Source organism: uncultured Psychroserpens sp. (assembly GCF_947492715.1).
Classification (GTDB): domain Bacteria; phylum Bacteroidota; class Bacteroidia; order Flavobacteriales; family Flavobacteriaceae; genus Psychroserpens.
This window is the reverse complement of sequence record NZ_CANLNS010000012.1, coordinates 23,515-41,913: the sequence shown is the minus strand read 5'-3', so window position 1 is coordinate 41,913 and position 18,399 is coordinate 23,515. Positions and strand designations below refer to the sequence as shown.

The 18,399-nt window shown below is 34.1% G+C and carries 18 protein-coding genes; 15 read left to right on the top strand and 3 right to left on the bottom strand.

Annotated elements, in window-relative coordinates; genetic code table 11:
• Nucleotides 1-717 (top strand): T9SS type A sorting domain-containing protein (locus tag Q0787_RS19065; protein WP_298905004.1); only part of this gene is annotated, 717 nt, incomplete at its 5' end.
• A gap of 288 nt (nt 718-1,005) precedes the next feature.
• On the opposite strand, the gene asnB is transcribed toward Q0787_RS19065, so the two are convergent.
• On the bottom strand, nt 1,006-2,670 hold the full coding sequence (asnB, locus tag Q0787_RS19060; RefSeq protein ID WP_298905000.1) for an asparagine synthase B: 1,665 nt from the start codon (nt 2,668-2,670) through the stop codon (nt 1,006-1,008).
• A 250-nt stretch (nt 2,671-2,920) separates the two neighbouring features.
• Here asnB and Q0787_RS19055 point away from each other — a divergent pair, with 250 nt between their 5' ends.
• Nucleotides 2,921-3,451: a DUF2911 domain-containing protein gene (locus Q0787_RS19055; RefSeq protein ID WP_298904997.1), complete on the top strand. Its 531-nt coding sequence runs from the start codon at nt 2,921-2,923 to the stop codon at nt 3,449-3,451.
• A 71-nt stretch (nt 3,452-3,522) separates the two neighbouring features.
• Here Q0787_RS19055 and Q0787_RS19050 read toward each other — a convergent pair whose 3' ends face one another.
• Together Q0787_RS19050 and Q0787_RS19045 are read right to left on the bottom strand one after the other, a co-directional pair.
• Nucleotides 3,523-4,155 (bottom strand): 7-carboxy-7-deazaguanine synthase QueE, encoded by a 633-nt coding sequence (locus Q0787_RS19050; RefSeq protein ID WP_298904994.1) that lies wholly within the window; start codon nt 4,153-4,155, stop codon nt 3,523-3,525.
• 29 nt (nt 4,156-4,184) lie between these two features.
• Nucleotides 4,185-4,631 carry a RidA family protein gene (locus Q0787_RS19045; protein WP_298904991.1) on the bottom strand — a complete coding sequence of 149 codons (447 nt, stop codon included), beginning with the start codon at nt 4,629-4,631 and terminating at the stop codon, nt 4,185-4,187.
• Between the two features lie 56 nt (nt 4,632-4,687).
• On the opposite strand from Q0787_RS19045, the gene Q0787_RS19040 reads away from it, so the two are divergent.
• The 13 genes from Q0787_RS19040 (at nt 4,688) to Q0787_RS18980 (ending at nt 18,370) form a co-directional block, all read left to right on the top strand.
• Nucleotides 4,688-6,226 (top strand): helicase HerA-like domain-containing protein, encoded by a 1,539-nt coding sequence (locus Q0787_RS19040; RefSeq protein WP_298904988.1) that lies wholly within the window; start codon nt 4,688-4,690, stop codon nt 6,224-6,226.
• Between the two features lie 40 nt (nt 6,227-6,266).
• The gene (locus tag Q0787_RS19035) at nt 6,267-6,830 is read left to right on the top strand and encodes a hypothetical protein (RefSeq protein ID WP_298904985.1); all 564 of its coding nucleotides are present in this window, start codon (nt 6,267-6,269) and stop codon (nt 6,828-6,830) included.
• A 12-nt stretch (nt 6,831-6,842) separates the two neighbouring features.
• Entirely contained in the window at nt 6,843-7,214 is a 372-nt protein-coding gene (locus Q0787_RS19030) for a cupin domain-containing protein (RefSeq protein ID WP_298904982.1), read from the top strand.
• Nucleotides 7,215-8,042: an alpha/beta hydrolase gene (locus tag Q0787_RS19025; protein WP_298904979.1), complete on the top strand. Its 828-nt coding sequence runs from the start codon at nt 7,215-7,217 to the stop codon at nt 8,040-8,042.
• A 17-nt stretch (nt 8,043-8,059) separates the two neighbouring features.
• Nucleotides 8,060-8,812, top strand: coding sequence for a pseudouridine synthase (locus Q0787_RS19020; RefSeq protein ID WP_298904976.1), 753 nt, complete (start codon nt 8,060-8,062; stop codon nt 8,810-8,812).
• Between the two features lie 4 nt (nt 8,813-8,816).
• Complete coding sequence (locus Q0787_RS19015) at nt 8,817-9,686, top strand: LytTR family DNA-binding domain-containing protein (protein WP_298904973.1); 870 nt, start codon at nt 8,817-8,819, stop codon at nt 9,684-9,686.
• A gap of 231 nt (nt 9,687-9,917) precedes the next feature.
• Nucleotides 9,918-10,493 carry a hypothetical protein gene (locus Q0787_RS19010; protein ID WP_298904970.1) on the top strand — a complete coding sequence of 192 codons (576 nt, stop codon included), beginning with the start codon at nt 9,918-9,920 and terminating at the stop codon, nt 10,491-10,493.
• Nucleotides 10,494-10,499: 6 nt separating this feature from the next.
• Nucleotides 10,500-11,252, top strand: a complete 753-nt coding sequence (locus Q0787_RS19005; RefSeq protein WP_298904967.1) for a hypothetical protein — start codon at nt 10,500-10,502, stop codon at nt 11,250-11,252.
• Nucleotides 11,253-11,303: 51 nt separating this feature from the next.
• On the top strand, nt 11,304-13,196 hold the full coding sequence (locus tag Q0787_RS19000; protein ID WP_298904964.1) for a serine hydrolase: 1,893 nt from the start codon (nt 11,304-11,306) through the stop codon (nt 13,194-13,196).
• A gap of 43 nt (nt 13,197-13,239) precedes the next feature.
• Nucleotides 13,240-15,369: a prolyl oligopeptidase family serine peptidase gene (locus Q0787_RS18995; RefSeq protein WP_298904961.1), complete on the top strand. Its 2,130-nt coding sequence runs from the start codon at nt 13,240-13,242 to the stop codon at nt 15,367-15,369.
• A complete protein-coding gene (locus Q0787_RS18990; RefSeq protein ID WP_298904959.1) occupies nt 15,362-16,267 on the top strand; it encodes an alpha/beta hydrolase in 906 nt (301 codons plus the stop codon). Before Q0787_RS18995 ends, Q0787_RS18990 begins: the two co-directional genes overlap by 8 nt.
• 67 nt (nt 16,268-16,334) lie before the next feature.
• Entirely contained in the window at nt 16,335-17,423 is a 1,089-nt protein-coding gene (locus tag Q0787_RS18985) for an AraC family transcriptional regulator (protein WP_298904956.1), read from the top strand.
• Nucleotides 17,424-17,494: 71 nt separating this feature from the next.
• Nucleotides 17,495-18,370, top strand: coding sequence for a hypothetical protein (locus Q0787_RS18980; RefSeq protein WP_298904954.1), 876 nt, complete (start codon nt 17,495-17,497; stop codon nt 18,368-18,370).
• Nucleotides 18,371-18,399: the final 29 nt, after the last annotated feature.

The window sequence follows — 18,399 nt, the reverse complement described above, 5'->3', positions numbered from 1 at the left end:
ATTGGCGGACCGCTTAGTGATCTTAATGCTGCTGAATGTTCGGATATCTCTGATAATGCCGTAACTGTAATCCGTGAGGCTGCGGATGGTGGTACTGTTAGTCTTTCAAATGGAGATACTGAAATTTCAATTTGTGCTGGCGATGCAATCGCCGATCCATTGGAAGTTATACATGAAAATCCAGGTGCAGAAAATCTATCGTATAGATACGTCATTACAGATGCAAATACTGGTTTGATTTTAAACGTAGTGAATACGAACACAATAGACTTAGATGGTGCAGGTGCTGGTGTGTGCGAAATTTGGGGATGGTCTTATAGAGGCGTTCCTAATAATGGGCTCGATCAAATAGGTTTACCGCTCTCATCTTTAGATAACTTGGATTGTTCGGATATATCTGATAATGCAATTACAGTAACACGCCTAACAGGAGCAGATTGTGATTCATTAAGTGTAGATGAGTTTAGTTCAGATTCATTCAGTATTTATCCAAATCCTGCTAGTGATATTGTAAATATTAAAAACGTATCAAATCAATCGATAGATGCGCTAATTGAAGTTTATGATATTACTGGAAGACGTGTTTATCAAAATACATCAGATTTAAACAATGATTTACAAATTAATGTATCTGGTTTCGAAAACGGGGTGTACTTAATAAACATTACAGACTCAAATAATAATATTACAGTTACAAAGAGAATCGTAAAAAGATAATCGCGCTGTTAACCCAAGGGAAGGCGAGTCTTGTAATAAAGACAACCTTCCCTTAATAAAATTCACCATGAAAAGTACTAATAAAAAACAATTTAGTCTTTATAATATTATATGGACTACCCTATTTACTATAGCAAGCGTTGTAGCTATTAATAGCCTTATTACCATTTATCATTTAATAGTGGTTTAGACTAATTTGAAATAAAAAATTTGGGATGGAGAGTAATACTATTCAGGGAAGTATTACTCAAAAAAAAGGAGCGCTTTTAGCCTCCTTTTTTGTTTTCATTAATATGCATCCTCATGGACTTTAGCAACAGCTCTACCTGATGGATCATTCATGTTTTTAAATGCTTCATCCCATTCTAACGCAATTTGTGTACTACATGCTACACTAGCCTCTTGAGGCACACACATAGCGGCGGCATCACTTGGAAAATGCTCTGCAAAAATAGAACGATAATAAAATTCTTCTTTATTTGTTGGCGTTTGAATTGGGAATTTATACTTAGCATTAGCAAGTTGCTCATCGGTAACTTCCATTGCTACAATATCCTTTAACGTATCAATCCAGCTATAACCTACACCATCACTAAATTGCTCCTTTTGTCTCCAAGCCACACTTTCAGGCAACATATCTTCAAAGGCTTTTCTTACCACCCATTTTTCCATGCGTTCTCCGTTAATCATTTTATCTTTCGGATTGATGCGCATCGCTACGTCCATAAATTCTTTATCGAGAAATGGCACTCGACCTTCAATACCCCAAGCAGCTAAGCTTTTGTTGGCTCGTAAACAATCATACATATGAAGTTTACTCAACTTTCTAACGGTTTCCTCATGAAATTCCCTCGCATTAGGTGCCTTATGAAAGTACAAATATCCTCCAAAAAGCTCATCTGCCCCTTCACCAGACAACACCATTTTTATTCCCATGGATTTTATTACCCTTGCCATTAAATACATAGGAGTACTAGCTCTAATCGTTGTGATATCATAAGTTTCTAATTTATAAATCACATCTCGAATAGCGTCTAAACCTTCCTGAATGGTAAATTTAATTTCATGATGAACTGTCCCAATATGATCGGCTACTTTACGCGCTGCGGCTAAATCAGGAGACCCTTCTAATCCCACTGAAAAACTATGCAATTGTGGCCACCACGCTTCAGAGGTATCATCACTTTCAATTCGCATTTGTGCATATTTTTTTGCAATTGCAGAAGTTACAGATGAATCCAAGCCACCAGATAGCAATACACCATAAGGAACATCACTCATTAATTGTCTGTGCACAGCAGCTTCAAGGGCTTCTTTAATTTTTGCAATATCAGTTTCATTGTCTTTAACAGCCTCATAATCGGTCCAATCGCGCTTATACCATTGTACAAATTCACCATCTTTACTTGACATATAATGACCAGGAGGAAATAACTCAATTTTAGTACATACACCTTCTAAAGCCTTTAATTCTGAAGCAACATAGAATGTTCCGTTTTGATCCCAGCCAATATATAATGGAATAATTCCCATATGATCTCTAGCAATAAAATATTCATCTTTTTCAGCATCATAAATGGCAAATCCAAAAATTCCATTCATATCATCTATAAAATCAACGCCTTTTTCTTGATATAGTGCTAAAATAACTTCACAATCACTTTCTGTTTGAAATTCGTACTTACCTTCAAATTGTTTTCTTAAATCCCTGTGATTATATATCTCGCCGTTGGCTGCCAATATAAGTTTCTTATCAGCACTTAACAAAGGTTGCTTTCCAGAAGCTGGATCGACAATTGCTAATCGCTCATGAGCTAATATTGCTTTCTCATTGCTATAAATTCCACTCCAATCTGGACCTCTATGACGAATGGTTTGAGCCATTTCTAATAATTGAGGCCTTAAGTCTTCAGATTTCTGTTTTAAATCAAACGCACATACAATTCCACACATAACTTTAATCTTTATATTTTATAATTATTATTTTAATTTGATAGTACAAATATGAGACCAAGATTATAATTATAAAACATTAAACTTAATTATGATTACATATTATAACTAAATACAGTAATTTACAACTAAAAATTAAGCACAAACAACTTTATGAAAGCTTTAACTTAATAATCGTAAAGTCTCAAGATTCTTTCCGACTCAGCATGCAATATTCAATTTTAGTTTCAATCAATAAAACCTAAATATTATGAAAAAAACAGCAGCTATTTCAACATTATTCATGGCATTTATGATGCTCGTATCATTTAACATGAATGCACAAAAATTTCCTGGCCTTGATAAAAGTCCATTAGACATTGCCTATTATAAAACATCGCGAAGCGCACCTCCTATTGCTAAGATTGTATATAGTAGACCTCAATTAAAAGGAAGATCATTAGCATCTTTAGCTCCAGATGGAAAAGTTTGGCGTACAGGAGCAAATGAAACAACTGAGATTACATTTTACAGCGATGTAAACTTTGGTGGAAAATCGGTAAAAGCAGGAACATATTCGCTTTTCACAATTCCTGGTGAAAAAAATTGGACTGTGATTTTAAATTCCGATTTATATACTTGGGGCGCCTATTCATATAACGAAGGAAAAGATGTTGCTCGAATAGAAGTACCTGTTACTTCTGGAAAAGATTCACTAGAAGCATTTTCAATTGCCTTTTCAAAAGGTAGCTTGAATTTGGGATGGGATACGTTACGTATTGCAATACCATTAAGTAAATAAGAGACTAACCTGTTCAAAATAATTGCTTTTGTAATTAGACAGGAAAAGCCCTGAAATTTCAGGGCTTTTTGCTATGGTATATTTAAATATTTATGTGTTTGAAGTGATACTTTCCATTTTGGATTAGCCATAACATAATCTACAATTTGTGGTACTACTTTGTCACGTTTACTCCATTCTGGTTGCAAATATAGAATACAGTCTTTATTCACCTTGGCTGCTTGTTCTTCAGCAAAACGGAAATCGTCTTTATTATAAATAATACACTTAAGTTCATGTGCATTTTTATACACTTCTTCTGTGGGTAACTTCATTTTTTTAGGAGATAAACAAATCCAATCCCAAGTTCCAGACAATGGATAAGCTCCAGAAGTCTCAATATGTGTTTGCAGTCCCTTAGCCTTAAGTTGCTCAGTTAATGGTCCCATATCCCAGGTTAATGGCTCTCCACCAGTAACCACAATCGTATTGCTATATTTTGCCGCATTCTCTACAATTTTTTTAGCTTCTGTAGGTGGATGTAACTCAGCCAACCAACTTTCTTTAACGTCACACCAATGGCATCCAACATCACATCCGCCAATTCTCACGAAATATGCAGCTGTTCCTTTGTGATATCCCTCACCTTGAATCGTATAAAATTCTTCCATTAAAGGCAGTAGCAACCCTTTATCTATCTGTTCTTGTCGTTCTCTTCTTGTCATAGCTTGCAAATATAATTTAAAAGTTATACTTATTTCACAGCAATAACATCTATTTCAATACTAGCATCGACTGCTAACCCAGAAGCCGCAAATGTTGTTCTCGCCGGTTTATTTGGGAAATAGGTCTTATAAACTTTATTGAATGCTGCGAAATCATTAATATCTTTTAATATCACTGTGCATTTCACAACGCGATCCAAAGACGCCCCATGTTGCATTAAAACATCTTTAATGTTTTCGATACATTGTTTCGTTTCTGCTTCTATACCACCTTTAACCAATGTTCTTGTAGTATGATCCATTCCAACTTGACCAGCCAGAAATAAAAAATCATTGGTTTCAACAACATCACTAAATGGAGCCTGTAGTTTTTTAGGCTCATGAGATTTATGAAATATAACGTCTTGTTTATTTTCCTTGCAAGAGTTCATTCCAAAAAGAAATATTAAAATTATAATAAGAGATCTATTTTTCATTTTAGTTCATTTTAAACTTGACTAAAATTACACTATTTTTATGCAAATTTTGAAATATGAGTAGAACGGACGATTTTTTAAAAGAAATCACAGAAGGAAATACGAACAAGGGTGACTATATTACGCTTGGTTCTGCAATGTTAGATGGAGAAACATTAACTAATGCTTATGTTAATGTACCGCTAAAGACGATGAACAGACATGGCCTAATTGCTGGTGCTACTGGAACAGGGAAAACAAAAACATTACAGGTTTTAGCCGAAAATTTAAGTGAACAAGGAGTACCTGTACTTTTAATGGATATTAAAGGTGATTTAAGTGGCTTAGCGCAGCCTAGTCCTGGACATGCAAAAATTGATGAACGTCATGAAAAAATAGGCATACCGTTTGACCCTAAATCATTTCCAGTAGAAATTTTGACACTTTCTGAACAAGATGGCGTTAGACTACGTGCTACTGTAAGTGAATTTGGCCCTGTATTACTATCGCGTATTTTAGATTTGACTGAAGCTCAATCTGGCGTTGTTGCCGTTATTTTCAAATATTGCGATGACAACAAACTACCCTTATTAGATCTAAAGGATTTCAAAAAGATATTACAATATGCCACGCAAGAAGGTAAAAAAGAATTCACAGAGGCTTATGGAAGAATCTCTACAGCATCTACTGGTGCCATTCTAAGAAAAGTAGTTGAAATAGAACAGCAAGGTGGTGAACTTTTCTTTGGAGAAACTTCGTTTGAAGTTGATGATTTATTGCGTATTGATAAGAATGGTAGAGGCTATATAAATATAATTCGATTAACCGATATCCAAGATCGCCCAAAGTTGTTTTCAACATTTATGTTGAGTCTGCTCGCCGAAATATATTCTACATTTCCAGAGCAAGGTGATAGCGGTCGACCAGAACTAGTAATGTTTATTGATGAAGCTCATTTAATTTTTAACGAAGCCTCGAAGGCTTTATTGAATCAAATTGAGAGCATTGTAAAACTAATTCGTAGTAAGGGCGTTGGGCTATATTTTGTCACTCAAAACCCTACAGATGTTCCTGAGGCGGTATTAGGTCAGCTAGGCCTAAAAGTTCAGCACGCACTAAGAGCATTTACGGCTAAAGATAGAAAAGCAATTAAATTAACGGCTCAAAACTATCCAGATACGGCGTTTTATGATACAGCCGACGTGCTTACATCACTTGGAATTGGAGAAGCTTTAGTATCTGCATTGAATGAAAAAGGAAAACCCACTCCTTTAGCTGCAACGATGATGCGTGCTCCTATGAGTAGAATGGATGTGTTAACGGAGACCGAATTAGGAAGCCTTCTTGGTAGCTCTAAACTCGCAAAAAAATATAACGAGGAAATTGATCGCGAGAGTGCCTACGAAATGCTCAATAAAAAAATTGAAGTTGCAGAGGCAGAAGAAGCTAAAGAAAAAGCTCGCAAAGAACAGGAAGCGCTTAAAAAAGCTGAAAGTAAACGAAAAGCTTCGCGCTCTAGAAGTAGAAGCACTAGACAAAATCCTATTGTTAAAGTTTTGACAAGTCCTACTGTAATAAGAAGTGTTCTTGGTATTTTAACAAAAATGCTCAAATAAACCCCTTTCAAATTAATAAACATCATTTAACAGTCATTTCGTGAAAACGCATTTAAAATATTTTTCGGCATTAATTATAGTAACGCTTTGCATTCAAAGCTGTACAAAAGAAAAAAAGCAAGACCCTTTTCAAATAGGTAAACAACATATTGGTTTGCTTTCAGATTCTACAATGGTTAAAGATTTAGACATTGTTTTTTCTAAAGACTCTATTGTTACTTCCATAAAAGGCGATGAATTTGCTGGCGATGACAATGATATAGAGATCTATATTGAAGGAAAAAAATCCCTTATCCTAACACCAAGCCAAACTTTAGACTCTACAGCTGTTATTAGCAGTGTTCAGATTTTAAATGAAAATTTTAAGACAGATAAAAACATTTCTACACTCAGTACGTTTAAAGACATAAAAGACAACTACAAAATTTCTAGTATTAATAATTTAATAAGTTCTATTGTGGTTTCTGTGAATGAGATTAACGCATCCTTCACTATTGATAAAAAAGAGTTACCTGCAAATCTGAGGTTTGATATGACTTTAAACATTGAAGCGGTTCAAATTCCAGATAATGCGAAAATCAAATACTTTATGCTACATTGGTAGTATTAAAAATTTATGTTGAGTAAAAAACCATACATCATTCAAAAGTCTCCATTTATTGTTCCAACCACAGATGGAAAACTAATTGAAGAACATTTTGGAAATGCAACCAATGGTGATGCACAACTAAGTATTGCTCATATGATTGCTCCTGCTGGTTGGAGTGAACCTTTTCAAACACCAGAATTTGATGAATACACCTACATTATTAAGGGGAAAAAGCAATTTAATATTGAAGGCGACATTGTTATTTTAGAGGCTGGACAATCTATTAAAATAGAGAAAAATACCAGAGTTCAATATTCAAATCCGTTCATCGAATCATGCGAATATATAGCCATTTGCTTACCCGCTTTTTCCATGAATTTAGTAAATAGAGAGGGCTAGATGAAAGCATTTTTCGTAAAAATTATCGGTTTCTTCATTAACTTAATTAGTTTTATTTCACCCAGAACAGCAGGAAAAATGGCAATAAAGCTATTTTCGTCACCTCGAAAAATAAAATTAAAAGAAGTAGAAAAAGACTTTCTAGACACCGCTTTTACAGAAGATATCAAGTACGCTGGCTTAAGTATTAGAACTTATAGGTGGCTAGGAAAAAATGACACGATCTTATTAGCTCATGGTTGGGAAAGTAACTCTTTTAGATGGAAACCTCTAATAGAAAAACTGAAGACTTTAGATTATAATATTGTGGCACTCGATGCTCCTGCTCATGGTCATTCTACAGGAAAACTTTTCAACGCCATTTTATATGCCGAATGCATCAATATTGTTGCAAAAAAATTTGAGGCTAATATTATTATAGGGCATTCGGTTGGAGGAATGGCTACTGCCTTTTTTCAACAAAAATACCAGTTGAAATCTGTAGAAAAGTTAGTCCTGCTAGGCGCACCTTCAAATTTTGTTGGCGTTTTTAGAAGATACGTTAATATGATGAGTTATAATGAACGTGTCTCCCAAACTATGAATGAACTGATTTTGGAACGTTTTAATGAGAAACCTGATTACTTTAATGCGGCACGTCTCTCTGAACATATTAAAGCGGACGGACTTATAATTCACGACGAATTGGACAAAATTATTCCGTACAATGACGCCGAAGACTTTAAAACTTTCTACAAAAAATCAAAACTTATCAAAACCAAAGGATACGGACATGGTTTGCGCGCCGAAGAAGTAAACGATTATATTCTCGATTTTATTAATACTTAGTTTTGTATTTTTGGCACATGTCAAATCAGTTAAAACGAATTAACAAATATCTAAGTGAGGTTGGTTATTGCTCACGTCGCGAAGCAGACAGACTTATTGATGCTGGTCGTGTTACCATTAATGGTGTTGTACCTGAAATGGGAACCAAAATTGCACCCAATGATGACGTTAGAGTAGATGGCGAACTCGTAAAAAACACTAAAGACAGTTTTGTTTATCTGGCTTTTAATAAACCCGTAGGAATTGTTTGTACTACCGACACGCGAGTTGAAAAGGATAATATTATAGATTATATTAATTACCCGAAACGAATTTTCCCTATTGGACGATTAGACAAACCAAGTGAGGGTTTAATTTTGTTAACAGATGATGGTGATATTGTAAATAAGATCCTTCGTGCTAGTAATAATCACGAAAAAGAATATATTGTAACAGTAGACAAGCCTATTTCTCAAACCTTTATTAATCGAATGTCTGGAGGCATTTATCTCGACGAATTAGGAAAAACAACAAAGAAGTGTAAAGTAAAGAAGATTAATTCGCACACCTTTAGTATTGTGCTTACTCAAGGTTTAAATAGGCAAATACGTAGAATGTGTGATTATTTAACTTACGATGTACAGACTTTAAAACGTATTCGTATTATGAATATCAAGTTAGACATGCCTTTGGGTAAATATCGTGAATTAAGCGAGGAAGAGTTTAAAGAACTAAGTCTATTGTTAGAAGACTCTCATAAAACTTTCAAATCTAGTAAACACAAATCATAATGTCATGAAAGATCTCATGAGCAAAATATCAAATTTCAAACTAAGTATTTTTATTATTGCTCTGGTATTTATACTTGCCGTGATTTTTGAAACATTTCAACAAATTTACTTTGTAACAAAGTACAATATTGTAGAGAATGTTTCTTTTTGGGATGTTCTAAAAAGTCAATTAAATAGCTGGGTTATATGGTGCTTAATGTCTATTGTTTTATTTTTTTACTCTAAATCTCAATCTCACAAGAAACTGGATAATGTTAGAATTGTTAACTATGTACTCGTTATTTTCGTCTTAGTATTCTTATGTGTTTTTATAATATCCCTTAGTCGTCTCTTGTACTCAAATGACAATTTTAGTTTGGCCTTATTAGGAGAATACTTAACGTTCTTTATTTTTCAAAAAGCAACACTCTATACACTTGGCTACATTGCAATTGCCATGATTTTGCGTCTATACTTTGAAAATGAAAAGCTGCAAATTGAAGTTCAGGAGCTTTCAGAATTAAAACTCACTAATGCCAGACTTTTCAAAAAACTCAACTCTACAATAGATGAGAAAGCTACCGTTTTAAATATAAAAATTGGTAATAAACGTAAAATTATTCCTGTTGAAGATATTAGTTGGATAGAGGCCGATGATTACTGCGTAAAAGTTCATACTACAAATAATGGTTCTTATACTATGCGTAGTTCTCTAAAAGCCCTAGAAGAGAAACTGAGCACTAACTTTTTAAGAGTACACAGAAAAGCCATTGTAAATATGTCATTTGCAAAGGAACTTCACATTTCGGGGTCACCCAATCTTATTCTAGAAAACGACTTACAAATTCCTGTTTCAAAAAGTAACCTAAAAACAGTAAAAGATTTTCTTAATTAGGATTTTGTTAACCTAGTTTACTGCAAATTATAGGTAACTCTCTGCAATTACTTAACAAACCACAGACTTTTTTCATTGCTTTGATTAGGTTGATTTTCAATTCACATATTGAGTTCAATTGATTTTTTGAATTTAGTCTTTCTGAGTCTATTTCACACGACTAACTAACTTCTACTAAGAAAAGGATGTTGAGAGGGCTCAGTAAGACATTAACAACAAACACTACATACCATGAAAAACCCATTGTACTTATTACTTTTAATAGCATTCTTCACAACTTCGGCCTATGCGCAGTACGAATATGACGCCTCGGTAAAACATCCATATGGGCAACCAAACCCTGAAGCCCCAGAACAAATTAAAGATTATGAAGCTATGATAGGCTCTTGCAATTGTAAATCTACCAGTCGCAAACAAGATGGTACATGGAATGATGCCGAAGATATGATTTGGCGATGGAAATATATCATGAACGGAACTGCTGTTCAAGATGAAACATTAAAAACAGACGGTTCACATTCTGGTAGCATCAGACAATATATTAAAGATAGTAGTCGCTGGTATGTACATTGGTTCTCTACAAAAACTCCATCAACAAAATTCCCTGTTTGGGAAGGCAATAAAAAAGATGGTAAAATTAGTTTGTACAAAGAACAAAAGGCACCCAACGGCATGGAAGGTTATTTCCGATTAACCTTTTATGATATGAGTAACACAGGATATAAATGGATTGGTGAATGGGTAGATAAAACCGAAAAAATAACATATCCAACATGGAAGATAGAATGTACAAGAACTGAAGACTAATTTATCATGACGACATTCAAAATTGTCTTAACCTCAATATCTTGCATCCTTTTTTTGAGTATCGAAAGTTTCGCTCAAACAAATGCTCTTATAAAACCGTCAGATACCAATGTACACATTGAGTCCTATACCTTGGTTTGGTCTCAGACAGTTATTGAAAGTAATGGCACCACAAGAAAAGGTATTAACACCATGACAGATAAAGTCATCGTTAATAGTGATAGTATTATTAGATCTATGCACTGGCAAGACACATCTAATAACACATACACAAAAACCGATGTCCTAAAAAAGCACAGTTTAGAACCATTATCTATAGATGTTAGATGGAATCCAGAGTATATACAACATACAGATGTTGTTAATAACACCTATATTAGTACGGCTTTAAGTCGTAGTACGAGCAACACCAAATTATCCATAAAGGAACTTGACGATACTGGTTTCACTTGGTCTTCAGACGGTTTTGCTCTTATAAGTATTCTTAACCAAGATATTAAAAACACATTTTCATTACAGGTAGTTCAAGGCTTACCTAAAAACCCAAGACTTGATATAAAATCATTTAAAATAGCGCATAAAGAAACACTTGATATTAAAGCTCTTGGAAAAATAGCTACGCAAAAAATAGAAGTACTCAACGCTGGAAATGTCAAGACAACATATTGGCTTTCAGATTCAAAACCATATATTGTAAAGGTAATGTTTGAACAGGATAATGGTCAAACAACCATTTGGAATGTTGAGTCTCTAAAATGATTATAAAGGATGACAACTAAATCAAATACTAATTGTTTGAAAAATGTGATTATGATCTTATTAGTCATAATACTTATGGCTTGCAATTCTGCCAAAAGTAGCGAAGACAATTTGAGTTATCTCGATCAAAATAAGATGAGGCTAAATGCAGGCTTGAAAGCTATCGAGAATAACACTTATGGTACCATTCATAGTGTGTTAATCATGCACAATAATGACATTATTTTTGAAGAATACTTTAACGGTTGGACAGAAGATTCTTTGCATATGATGCAATCGGCTACAAAAAGCGTCATATCCACGTTAATGGGAATCGCCATACAAGAAGGCTTTATAGACGATGTTAATCAAAAAGTACTTCCCTACTTTAAGCATAAAGCACCTGAAAATATTAATAAATGGAAAGAGGAAATGACGATTGAAGACCTCTTAACCCAACAGCATGGGTTAAAATGGCAAGAATCACCCTGGAATTCTCCCAACAACACTTGGCGAAAAATATTAGCGACTGAAGGCGATTGGTACAAATCAATACTGAGTTCACCAATGCAATGCGAACCTGGTACTCGCTTTAATTATAGTAATGCAGCCCCAGTTTTAACATCAGGGATTATTCAGGAAGCATCTAAAATGTCAATAGATAGTTTTGCAAAAACATACTTATTTGATCCCTTAAACATTAAAACCTATCGCTTTTGGGAAGGTAATGGAGGTGCAAAACGTAATGGTTCAGCTTTATTGTTCTTAAAGTCAAGAGACATGTTAAAAATAGGTCAATTGTATCTAAACAATGGCCGTTGGAATGACAAACAAATATTACCCAAATCTTGGGTAAAAAAAGCTGCTAAAACTCCAATCACTGAAAATCATCGAGATAATAGATTTTATCGCTTTGGCTATGGATATTTTTGGTGGAACACACCTGAGACTATGGGAAGCAATCCTAAAACCAATACTAACATCTACTTGGCCAGAGGTGCGGGAGGACAATATATTATTGTAGATCCGGACAATAGTATGGTTGTCGTTATAACAGCCTGGGATTTACAAAAAGGAAATTACATCTTTGATTTATATACACGTTATATTCAACCACAAGTTCATAAAACAACCGCTCCAAACCTCTTTGCAGAAGGTGTCCTTTCTAAAAATGTCGAAACCTCAGCGACACTTATGCCTAGCAATCGTGAGTTTTATTTTGCTAAAAAGGATTCTTTTTATGCGAATAACCAAAAAAGCACAATCTATAAGTCTATTAGTATTGATGGAAAATGGTCTAAACCTGAAATAGTTAGTTTCTCTGGAACATATTCCGACTCGTCTCCCTTTGTAACACCAGATGGAAACAGAATCTATTTTTCCTCAAATCGTCCAATTAACAGACATACAAAAAAACAGGATAGAGATATTTGGTATGTTGAAAAAGAAAGTAATAAATGGAGTGCTCCCAAACACTTACAAGTTTACAATTCTGAGAAATCTGAATATAGCCCTACCCTAGATAAACATGGCAATCTTTATTTTGGATCCTATCGTGATGGCGGTTTTGGATCTGGAGATATATGGGTTTCTTATTTAAAGAATAACACATATCAAACTCCTATCAACTTGGGTTCCAACTTAAACACAAATGGAGGAGAATGGGGAAGTTGTATTTCTCCAAATGGAGATTTCATTATCTATGAAGCCAGCGGAAGGGATCAAAATATAACACATGATGGCGATTTGTATATCAGTTATTTTAAAAATAATCAATGGAGTAAGTCCCAATATTTAGGCGATCTCAACTCTGGCGGAAGTGATTTGTCTCCTAAAATCCATAACAAGACCCTATACTTTGCGAGTAATAGACATGAAAATTTTAAAGTAGAAATGAACAATAACAATGTAGACTTATATTCAATCCATTTGGACTCAATTTCTGCGTTTAAAAAGCACGATTAAGAATTCGCCAAATTAAGAGAAAGCAAAATCTAACAATTATAAAATGAAACATTTAATTCTCATTTTTGGTCTAATAACCATCGTGTCCTGTCAAGAACCTAAAATGTCAATTCATTTTCCAATAAGTAAAACATCACCTGTTACAGACACTTTATTTAATCAAACAATTACAGATAATTACAGATGGTTAGAAGATTTAGACGACAAAGACACAAAAACCTGGATTGACGATCAAGAACGTTTCTATAATTCTCAGTTTTTAGAAGACAAAAAAAACGTTGGTGAAGTTTTCGAGAGTATGAATACGTTTCAAAATTTCACATGGCATGAACCTATCTTTCAAAAAGGAGGCTATTTTTTCTACAGACGAAAGGATCCTGAGCGAAAAGCAGAGATTATAATTAAAAAAAAGGGTTTAAAAGATCAAGGAACCATCATATTTGATCCAGAAAAAGAACTAAAAGAAAATGAGTCATTTTTAGGATTTCACGATGTAAGTGACAACGGTAACTACCTTGCCATATTACCTAATAAAGGCAGCTCCTCTTGGCACAGTATCAAAATTAAAGACATTGAATCAAATACCTATTTAACAGACACAATTGAAGGCATACAAACTATTGGTCCTTCAGGGAATGTTCTATGGAATGCCGATAGCAGCGGCTTTTTCTATTTGAGATTTGATGCACCAGACGCAGGAAAAGAATTAGCAACACCATTGTCGAACGCCCGAATAATGTTTCATGAACTAAACACCTCTTCAGAAAATGACATTTTGGTGTTTAATCAGCCCGACAAACCAGACAACTACTTCATTCCGTATTTGAGTAATGACAAACAATATATTATCATTAAAGTAGTTAACTCTGACGCTCCTGGAAATGACATTTTTTATAAAGACGTAAGTAACTTAAAGAGCCCGGCAACAAAATTACTCGGAGATTCAAAAGCTCGATTTACGTATGAAGCATCACAAGGAACAGATTGGTTTTTTAGCACGACTTTAGACGCTCCAAATAAAAAAATAATTAAGGTAAACATAAAAAATCCTGCGTCTCAATATTGGGAAACAGCGGTTAGAGAAACTAAGCATCCAATGAATACGATTAACAGAGTTGGAGATCGCTTTGTAATCAAATATATCATAGATGCTCATCAAGAACTTCATGTTTATGGTTTTGATGGCAACTTTAAAAACAAAATTAACTTGCCTAAACTCGGTTACATTGTTTTCTATCCTGATCATATAGATTCACCAGAAACTTTCATTGGTATTTTTGGACCATTTTTCCCTGCTGAAATTTATAAAATCAACAGCGAAACTTATACTAGTGAATTGGTATATCAAGGTTTTAAGGACAACTTAAATAACACTTACGAATTAAAACAGGTATTTTACAAAAGTAAAGACGGCACCAAAGTTCCTATGTACATCACCTATAAAAAAGGAATTAAACGCAATTCAAAAAACAAAGTTCTTTTGTTTGGCTATGGTGCATATGGTTCTGTTGGTTTCCCTGGATATTCTCCACAAATCCTGCAATGGTTAAATATGGGTGGTATATATGCTTATGCCAATATTAGAGGTGGTGGTGAATATGGTGAATCATGGCATAAAGGCGGTATTAAACAGAATAAACAAAACGCTTTTGACGATTTTAATTCTGCAGCCGAATGGCTCATCAACAACAAATACACATCTTCTGGAATGATTGCAGCAAATGGTATTAGTGCTAGTGGAAGTACTGCAATAGCTAGTGTTATGCAACGACCAGACTTATATGGCGCTGCACTTATAAGTGTACCCACTTTAGACCTTACCAGATTTCATTTGTTCACTGGTGGAAAAACCAAAATGAATGAATTTGGGAACCCCGAAATTAAAGAAGATTTGATGACAATTTTAAAATACTCACCTTATCATAATCTCAATACAATAGCATGCTTACCTCCTACTATCATTCAAATAGGTGAAAACGATCAAACGGCTGTACCAAGTCATGGCTATAAATTTGTAGCTGCGGCGCAGCAACAACAAGATTGTAACAACCCTATCCTTCTTAAAGTTTCAAGACATGCTGGCCATGGAAAAGGTACAACCATAGATGAGAGGAATTACACCGAAGCCGAAGAGCTTGTATTTATCTCTAAACACTTATCAAATCATGATTAGAACACTAACAATTCTATGCTTTACTTTTCATTTTTTAATAGGTATTTCTGCCTTCGGACAAATTCCTAATGCTAAAAAAGAACCTATAGAATTTAAATCCACAAGAGCAACAACACTTCGAGGTGACTTATGGTTACCGCTTAAAGTGAATACAAAAATCCCGATTATTATTGCTGTTCACGGTAGCGGAAAAACAGACAGAAATGACAGTTTCATACTTGAAATGGTAAAACAATATACTGCGAAGGGTATTGGAGTATTAACTTATGATAAAAGAGGTGTTGGCAAGTCTGATGGCACATATATTGGAAGTTATAGTAGTTCTATGATTATCTACGCAATGGATGTTATCGCGGCATATGACAAAATCAAACTAGATCATCGAATCGATTCTAAAAAAATAGGTGTTTCTGGTATTAGCCAGGCTGGTTTTATTATTCCGATAGTGGTTTCTATTTTAAAAAAAGACCTCGCTTTTAGTGTTGTTTATTCTGGCCCTACAGTGAGTATCTATGAAGAGAATGTCTATAGCGACCTAACTGGTGACACAAATGGAGTTCCTACCAAAAATAGTGAAGCCTATATTAAATCGGAAATGGACAAGCATCACTCTGCTGGTTATGATCCGTATCCATTTATTGAGGAAATGACTATTCCTTCTCTTTGGGTTTTTGGTTCACACGATAAAAACATCCCAGTGTACCAATCGGTTATTGATTTAGAAACGATAAAAAAACAATGGAACAGACCATTCGAGTGGAAAATTTTTGAGAATGCCAATCACTCATTAAAAAAATGTAAAACTGGAGGTAGTTGGGAAAAACCTACACCCAATACGACGCACGAACTTGTGTTTCCTTACGTAATTAATTGGATTAAGACTCAGTTGCATCAGTAATTTAGATAGGTAAATATTTATAATACTAAACTTAAAGAGCGGCAATTTATTTACTTTAGCTCCTAAGATGCAACAAACACCTTCTTTTGATACATGGACATCTGGATTCTTATTTGCAGTCGCAATGGGAATCTTTCTGTTCTTTATTTTAATAAGTAATAGGAATAAAAAAAACTATCCTATCGCTCTTTTAGTCCTTGCTTTCTCAATAACGTTATTTTCTTATGTGATGTTTTGGACAAACTATAGTTATACGTTTCCGTACTTTAATAGTTTTCAGTTTGTTGGACTCTATGCATCTGGTCCTTTACTTTACATATATATTCTAAAGCTATTTAACATAAAAAGTAACAATAAACTTCTCCATTTTATACCTTGTTTTATTTGGATCGCCATCGTACTATTAATCAATTCGAAGCACCTTTTCAATCATAATCTTCGTGTAGGTAAACTATTTAATTATGTCTCACATTACATGTACGTTATCATTCATTTATTGATATATCTCATGCTTTGCATAAGGGTTCTAAAACACAACAATAATAAAACAACCGAAGTCCAAAAAATACGTCTTAAATGGGTAAATACATTAATCTTACTCTTTGGCTTCTTTATAGCATCATATATCTCTTACTATGTTCTCGTTAACTTTTCGTTCTTTAATAATCAATGGGATTATATGATTTCAATTGCCATGTCCATTACTATTTATACCATTGGTTATTTTGTATATAAAGAACCTAAAATTTTTGATGGTGAGTTTTTTTCTGACTTATTCTTACCCATAGAAAATAAAAATGACAGCTTGGAGGATCATCTCATCAACGAGTTATATAATAATCTAGTAAACTATATCGAAGTAGATAAACCGTTTATAGATAATGATTTGCGCTTGGCACATCTTGCCGATCAAGTTGGATATTCTACTCATCTTCTTTCGAAAGTTATTAATAAAAAATCTGGCAAGAATTTCAACCAATTCATAAACGATTATCGCTTAATAGAAGCCGAAAAACTATTGACTTCGCCAAACAACTACAGCGTTAAAACGATTTACTTTGATGTAGGTTTTAACAATAAAGTTACCTTTTACAAAGCCTTTAAAGAAAAACACAATTGCACGCCTACCGAATACAAAAAGGCACATACTAATTAGTAAAATTTTATAATTACAAACTTACATGTGAACGTTTATATGTTGTTTTGAGTCATCTTAAAACGAACATTATGAAACATCTCCTTTTCACATTAATTGCAATACTCACTTTTACATTAAGTACTAAAGCACAACCTAATAGTCCGTATCAACCAGATTTTAATAATAAAAATTACGATAAGGTTATTGAAATAGCTCAAGAGCAACTAAAAATCAATCCTAAAGATTCTATGGCTAACTACTTCATGGGTTTTAGTTATTCAAATTTAAAACAACACAAAAAAGCAATTACTAATTTAGAGATTGTGAAAGAAAGCGGTCTTATAGGTCCTGCGATTCTCTTGAGACTTGCTCAAAGTTATACAGCCGAAAATCAAACCGAAAATGCACTCGTACAATTGGAAAAACTTGATAGTATGCAGTTTGGTTTTTACAAACGACTAGACCAACAAGAATTTGATGCCTTAAGAAACAATAAACGTTTTTTAAAAGTTCGAGAGAATATGTACAAACGAGCAAACCCATGCAAGTTTAATGAAAGCTATAGACAATTTGATTTCTGGTTAGGCGAATGGGATGTCTACGTACAAAATCAAAAAATTGCCGAAAGTAGTATTACCAACACGAATGGCGACTGTGGAATTTTAGAAAACTGGCGCCCTCTAGGAAGTAATGGAGGTAACTCTATAAGCTATTACGATGTTAACGATAAAACATGGAAGCAAAACTGGGTGGCTGCTGGAGGCGTTAGTCATTACGAACAACCAAAAACAGAAACCAATGGTGATATGCTCATGATAGCAAAAGGAAATGGGGTTTGGTACAGAATGACATGGTATTACAACAAAAACGACGACACTGTAAGACAGGTTCAAGAATCTAGCTCAGATCAAGGGCAAACATGGACCAATGCATTTGATGGTTTATACAAACGAAAATCAGAATGATGAGTTGATGGTTTACTCATGTGATGATG

What these genes read in the sequence shown, in the direction of transcription:
- asnB (WP_298905000.1), bottom strand. Translation starts at nt 2,670, where the DNA reads ATGTGTGGAATTGTATGTGCGTTTGATTTAAAACAGAAATCTGAAGAC.
- Q0787_RS19055 (WP_298904997.1), top strand. Translation starts at nt 2,921, where the DNA reads ATGAAAAAAACAGCAGCTATTTCAACATTATTCATGGCATTTATGATG.
- Q0787_RS19050 (WP_298904994.1), bottom strand. Translation starts at nt 4,155, where the DNA reads ATGACAAGAAGAGAACGACAAGAACAGATAGATAAAGGGTTGCTACTG.
- Q0787_RS19045 (WP_298904991.1), bottom strand. Translation starts at nt 4,631, where the DNA reads ATGAAAAATAGATCTCTTATTATAATTTTAATATTTCTTTTTGGAATG.
- Q0787_RS19040 (WP_298904988.1), top strand. Translation starts at nt 4,688, where the DNA reads ATGAGTAGAACGGACGATTTTTTAAAAGAAATCACAGAAGGAAATACG.
- Q0787_RS19030 (WP_298904982.1), top strand. Translation starts at nt 6,843, where the DNA reads ATGTTGAGTAAAAAACCATACATCATTCAAAAGTCTCCATTTATTGTT.
- Q0787_RS19025 (WP_298904979.1), top strand. Translation starts at nt 7,215, where the DNA reads ATGAAAGCATTTTTCGTAAAAATTATCGGTTTCTTCATTAACTTAATT.
- Q0787_RS19020 (WP_298904976.1), top strand. Translation starts at nt 8,060, where the DNA reads ATGTCAAATCAGTTAAAACGAATTAACAAATATCTAAGTGAGGTTGGT.
- Q0787_RS19015 (WP_298904973.1), top strand. Translation starts at nt 8,817, where the DNA reads ATGAAAGATCTCATGAGCAAAATATCAAATTTCAAACTAAGTATTTTT.
- Q0787_RS19010 (WP_298904970.1), top strand. Translation starts at nt 9,918, where the DNA reads ATGAAAAACCCATTGTACTTATTACTTTTAATAGCATTCTTCACAACT.
- Q0787_RS19005 (WP_298904967.1), top strand. Translation starts at nt 10,500, where the DNA reads ATGACGACATTCAAAATTGTCTTAACCTCAATATCTTGCATCCTTTTT.
- Q0787_RS19000 (WP_298904964.1), top strand. Translation starts at nt 11,304, where the DNA reads ATGATCTTATTAGTCATAATACTTATGGCTTGCAATTCTGCCAAAAGT.
- Q0787_RS18995 (WP_298904961.1), top strand. Translation starts at nt 13,240, where the DNA reads ATGAAACATTTAATTCTCATTTTTGGTCTAATAACCATCGTGTCCTGT.
- Q0787_RS18990 (WP_298904959.1), top strand. Translation starts at nt 15,362, where the DNA reads ATGATTAGAACACTAACAATTCTATGCTTTACTTTTCATTTTTTAATA.
- Q0787_RS18985 (WP_298904956.1), top strand. Translation starts at nt 16,335, where the DNA reads ATGCAACAAACACCTTCTTTTGATACATGGACATCTGGATTCTTATTT.
- Q0787_RS18980 (WP_298904954.1), top strand. Translation starts at nt 17,495, where the DNA reads ATGAAACATCTCCTTTTCACATTAATTGCAATACTCACTTTTACATTA.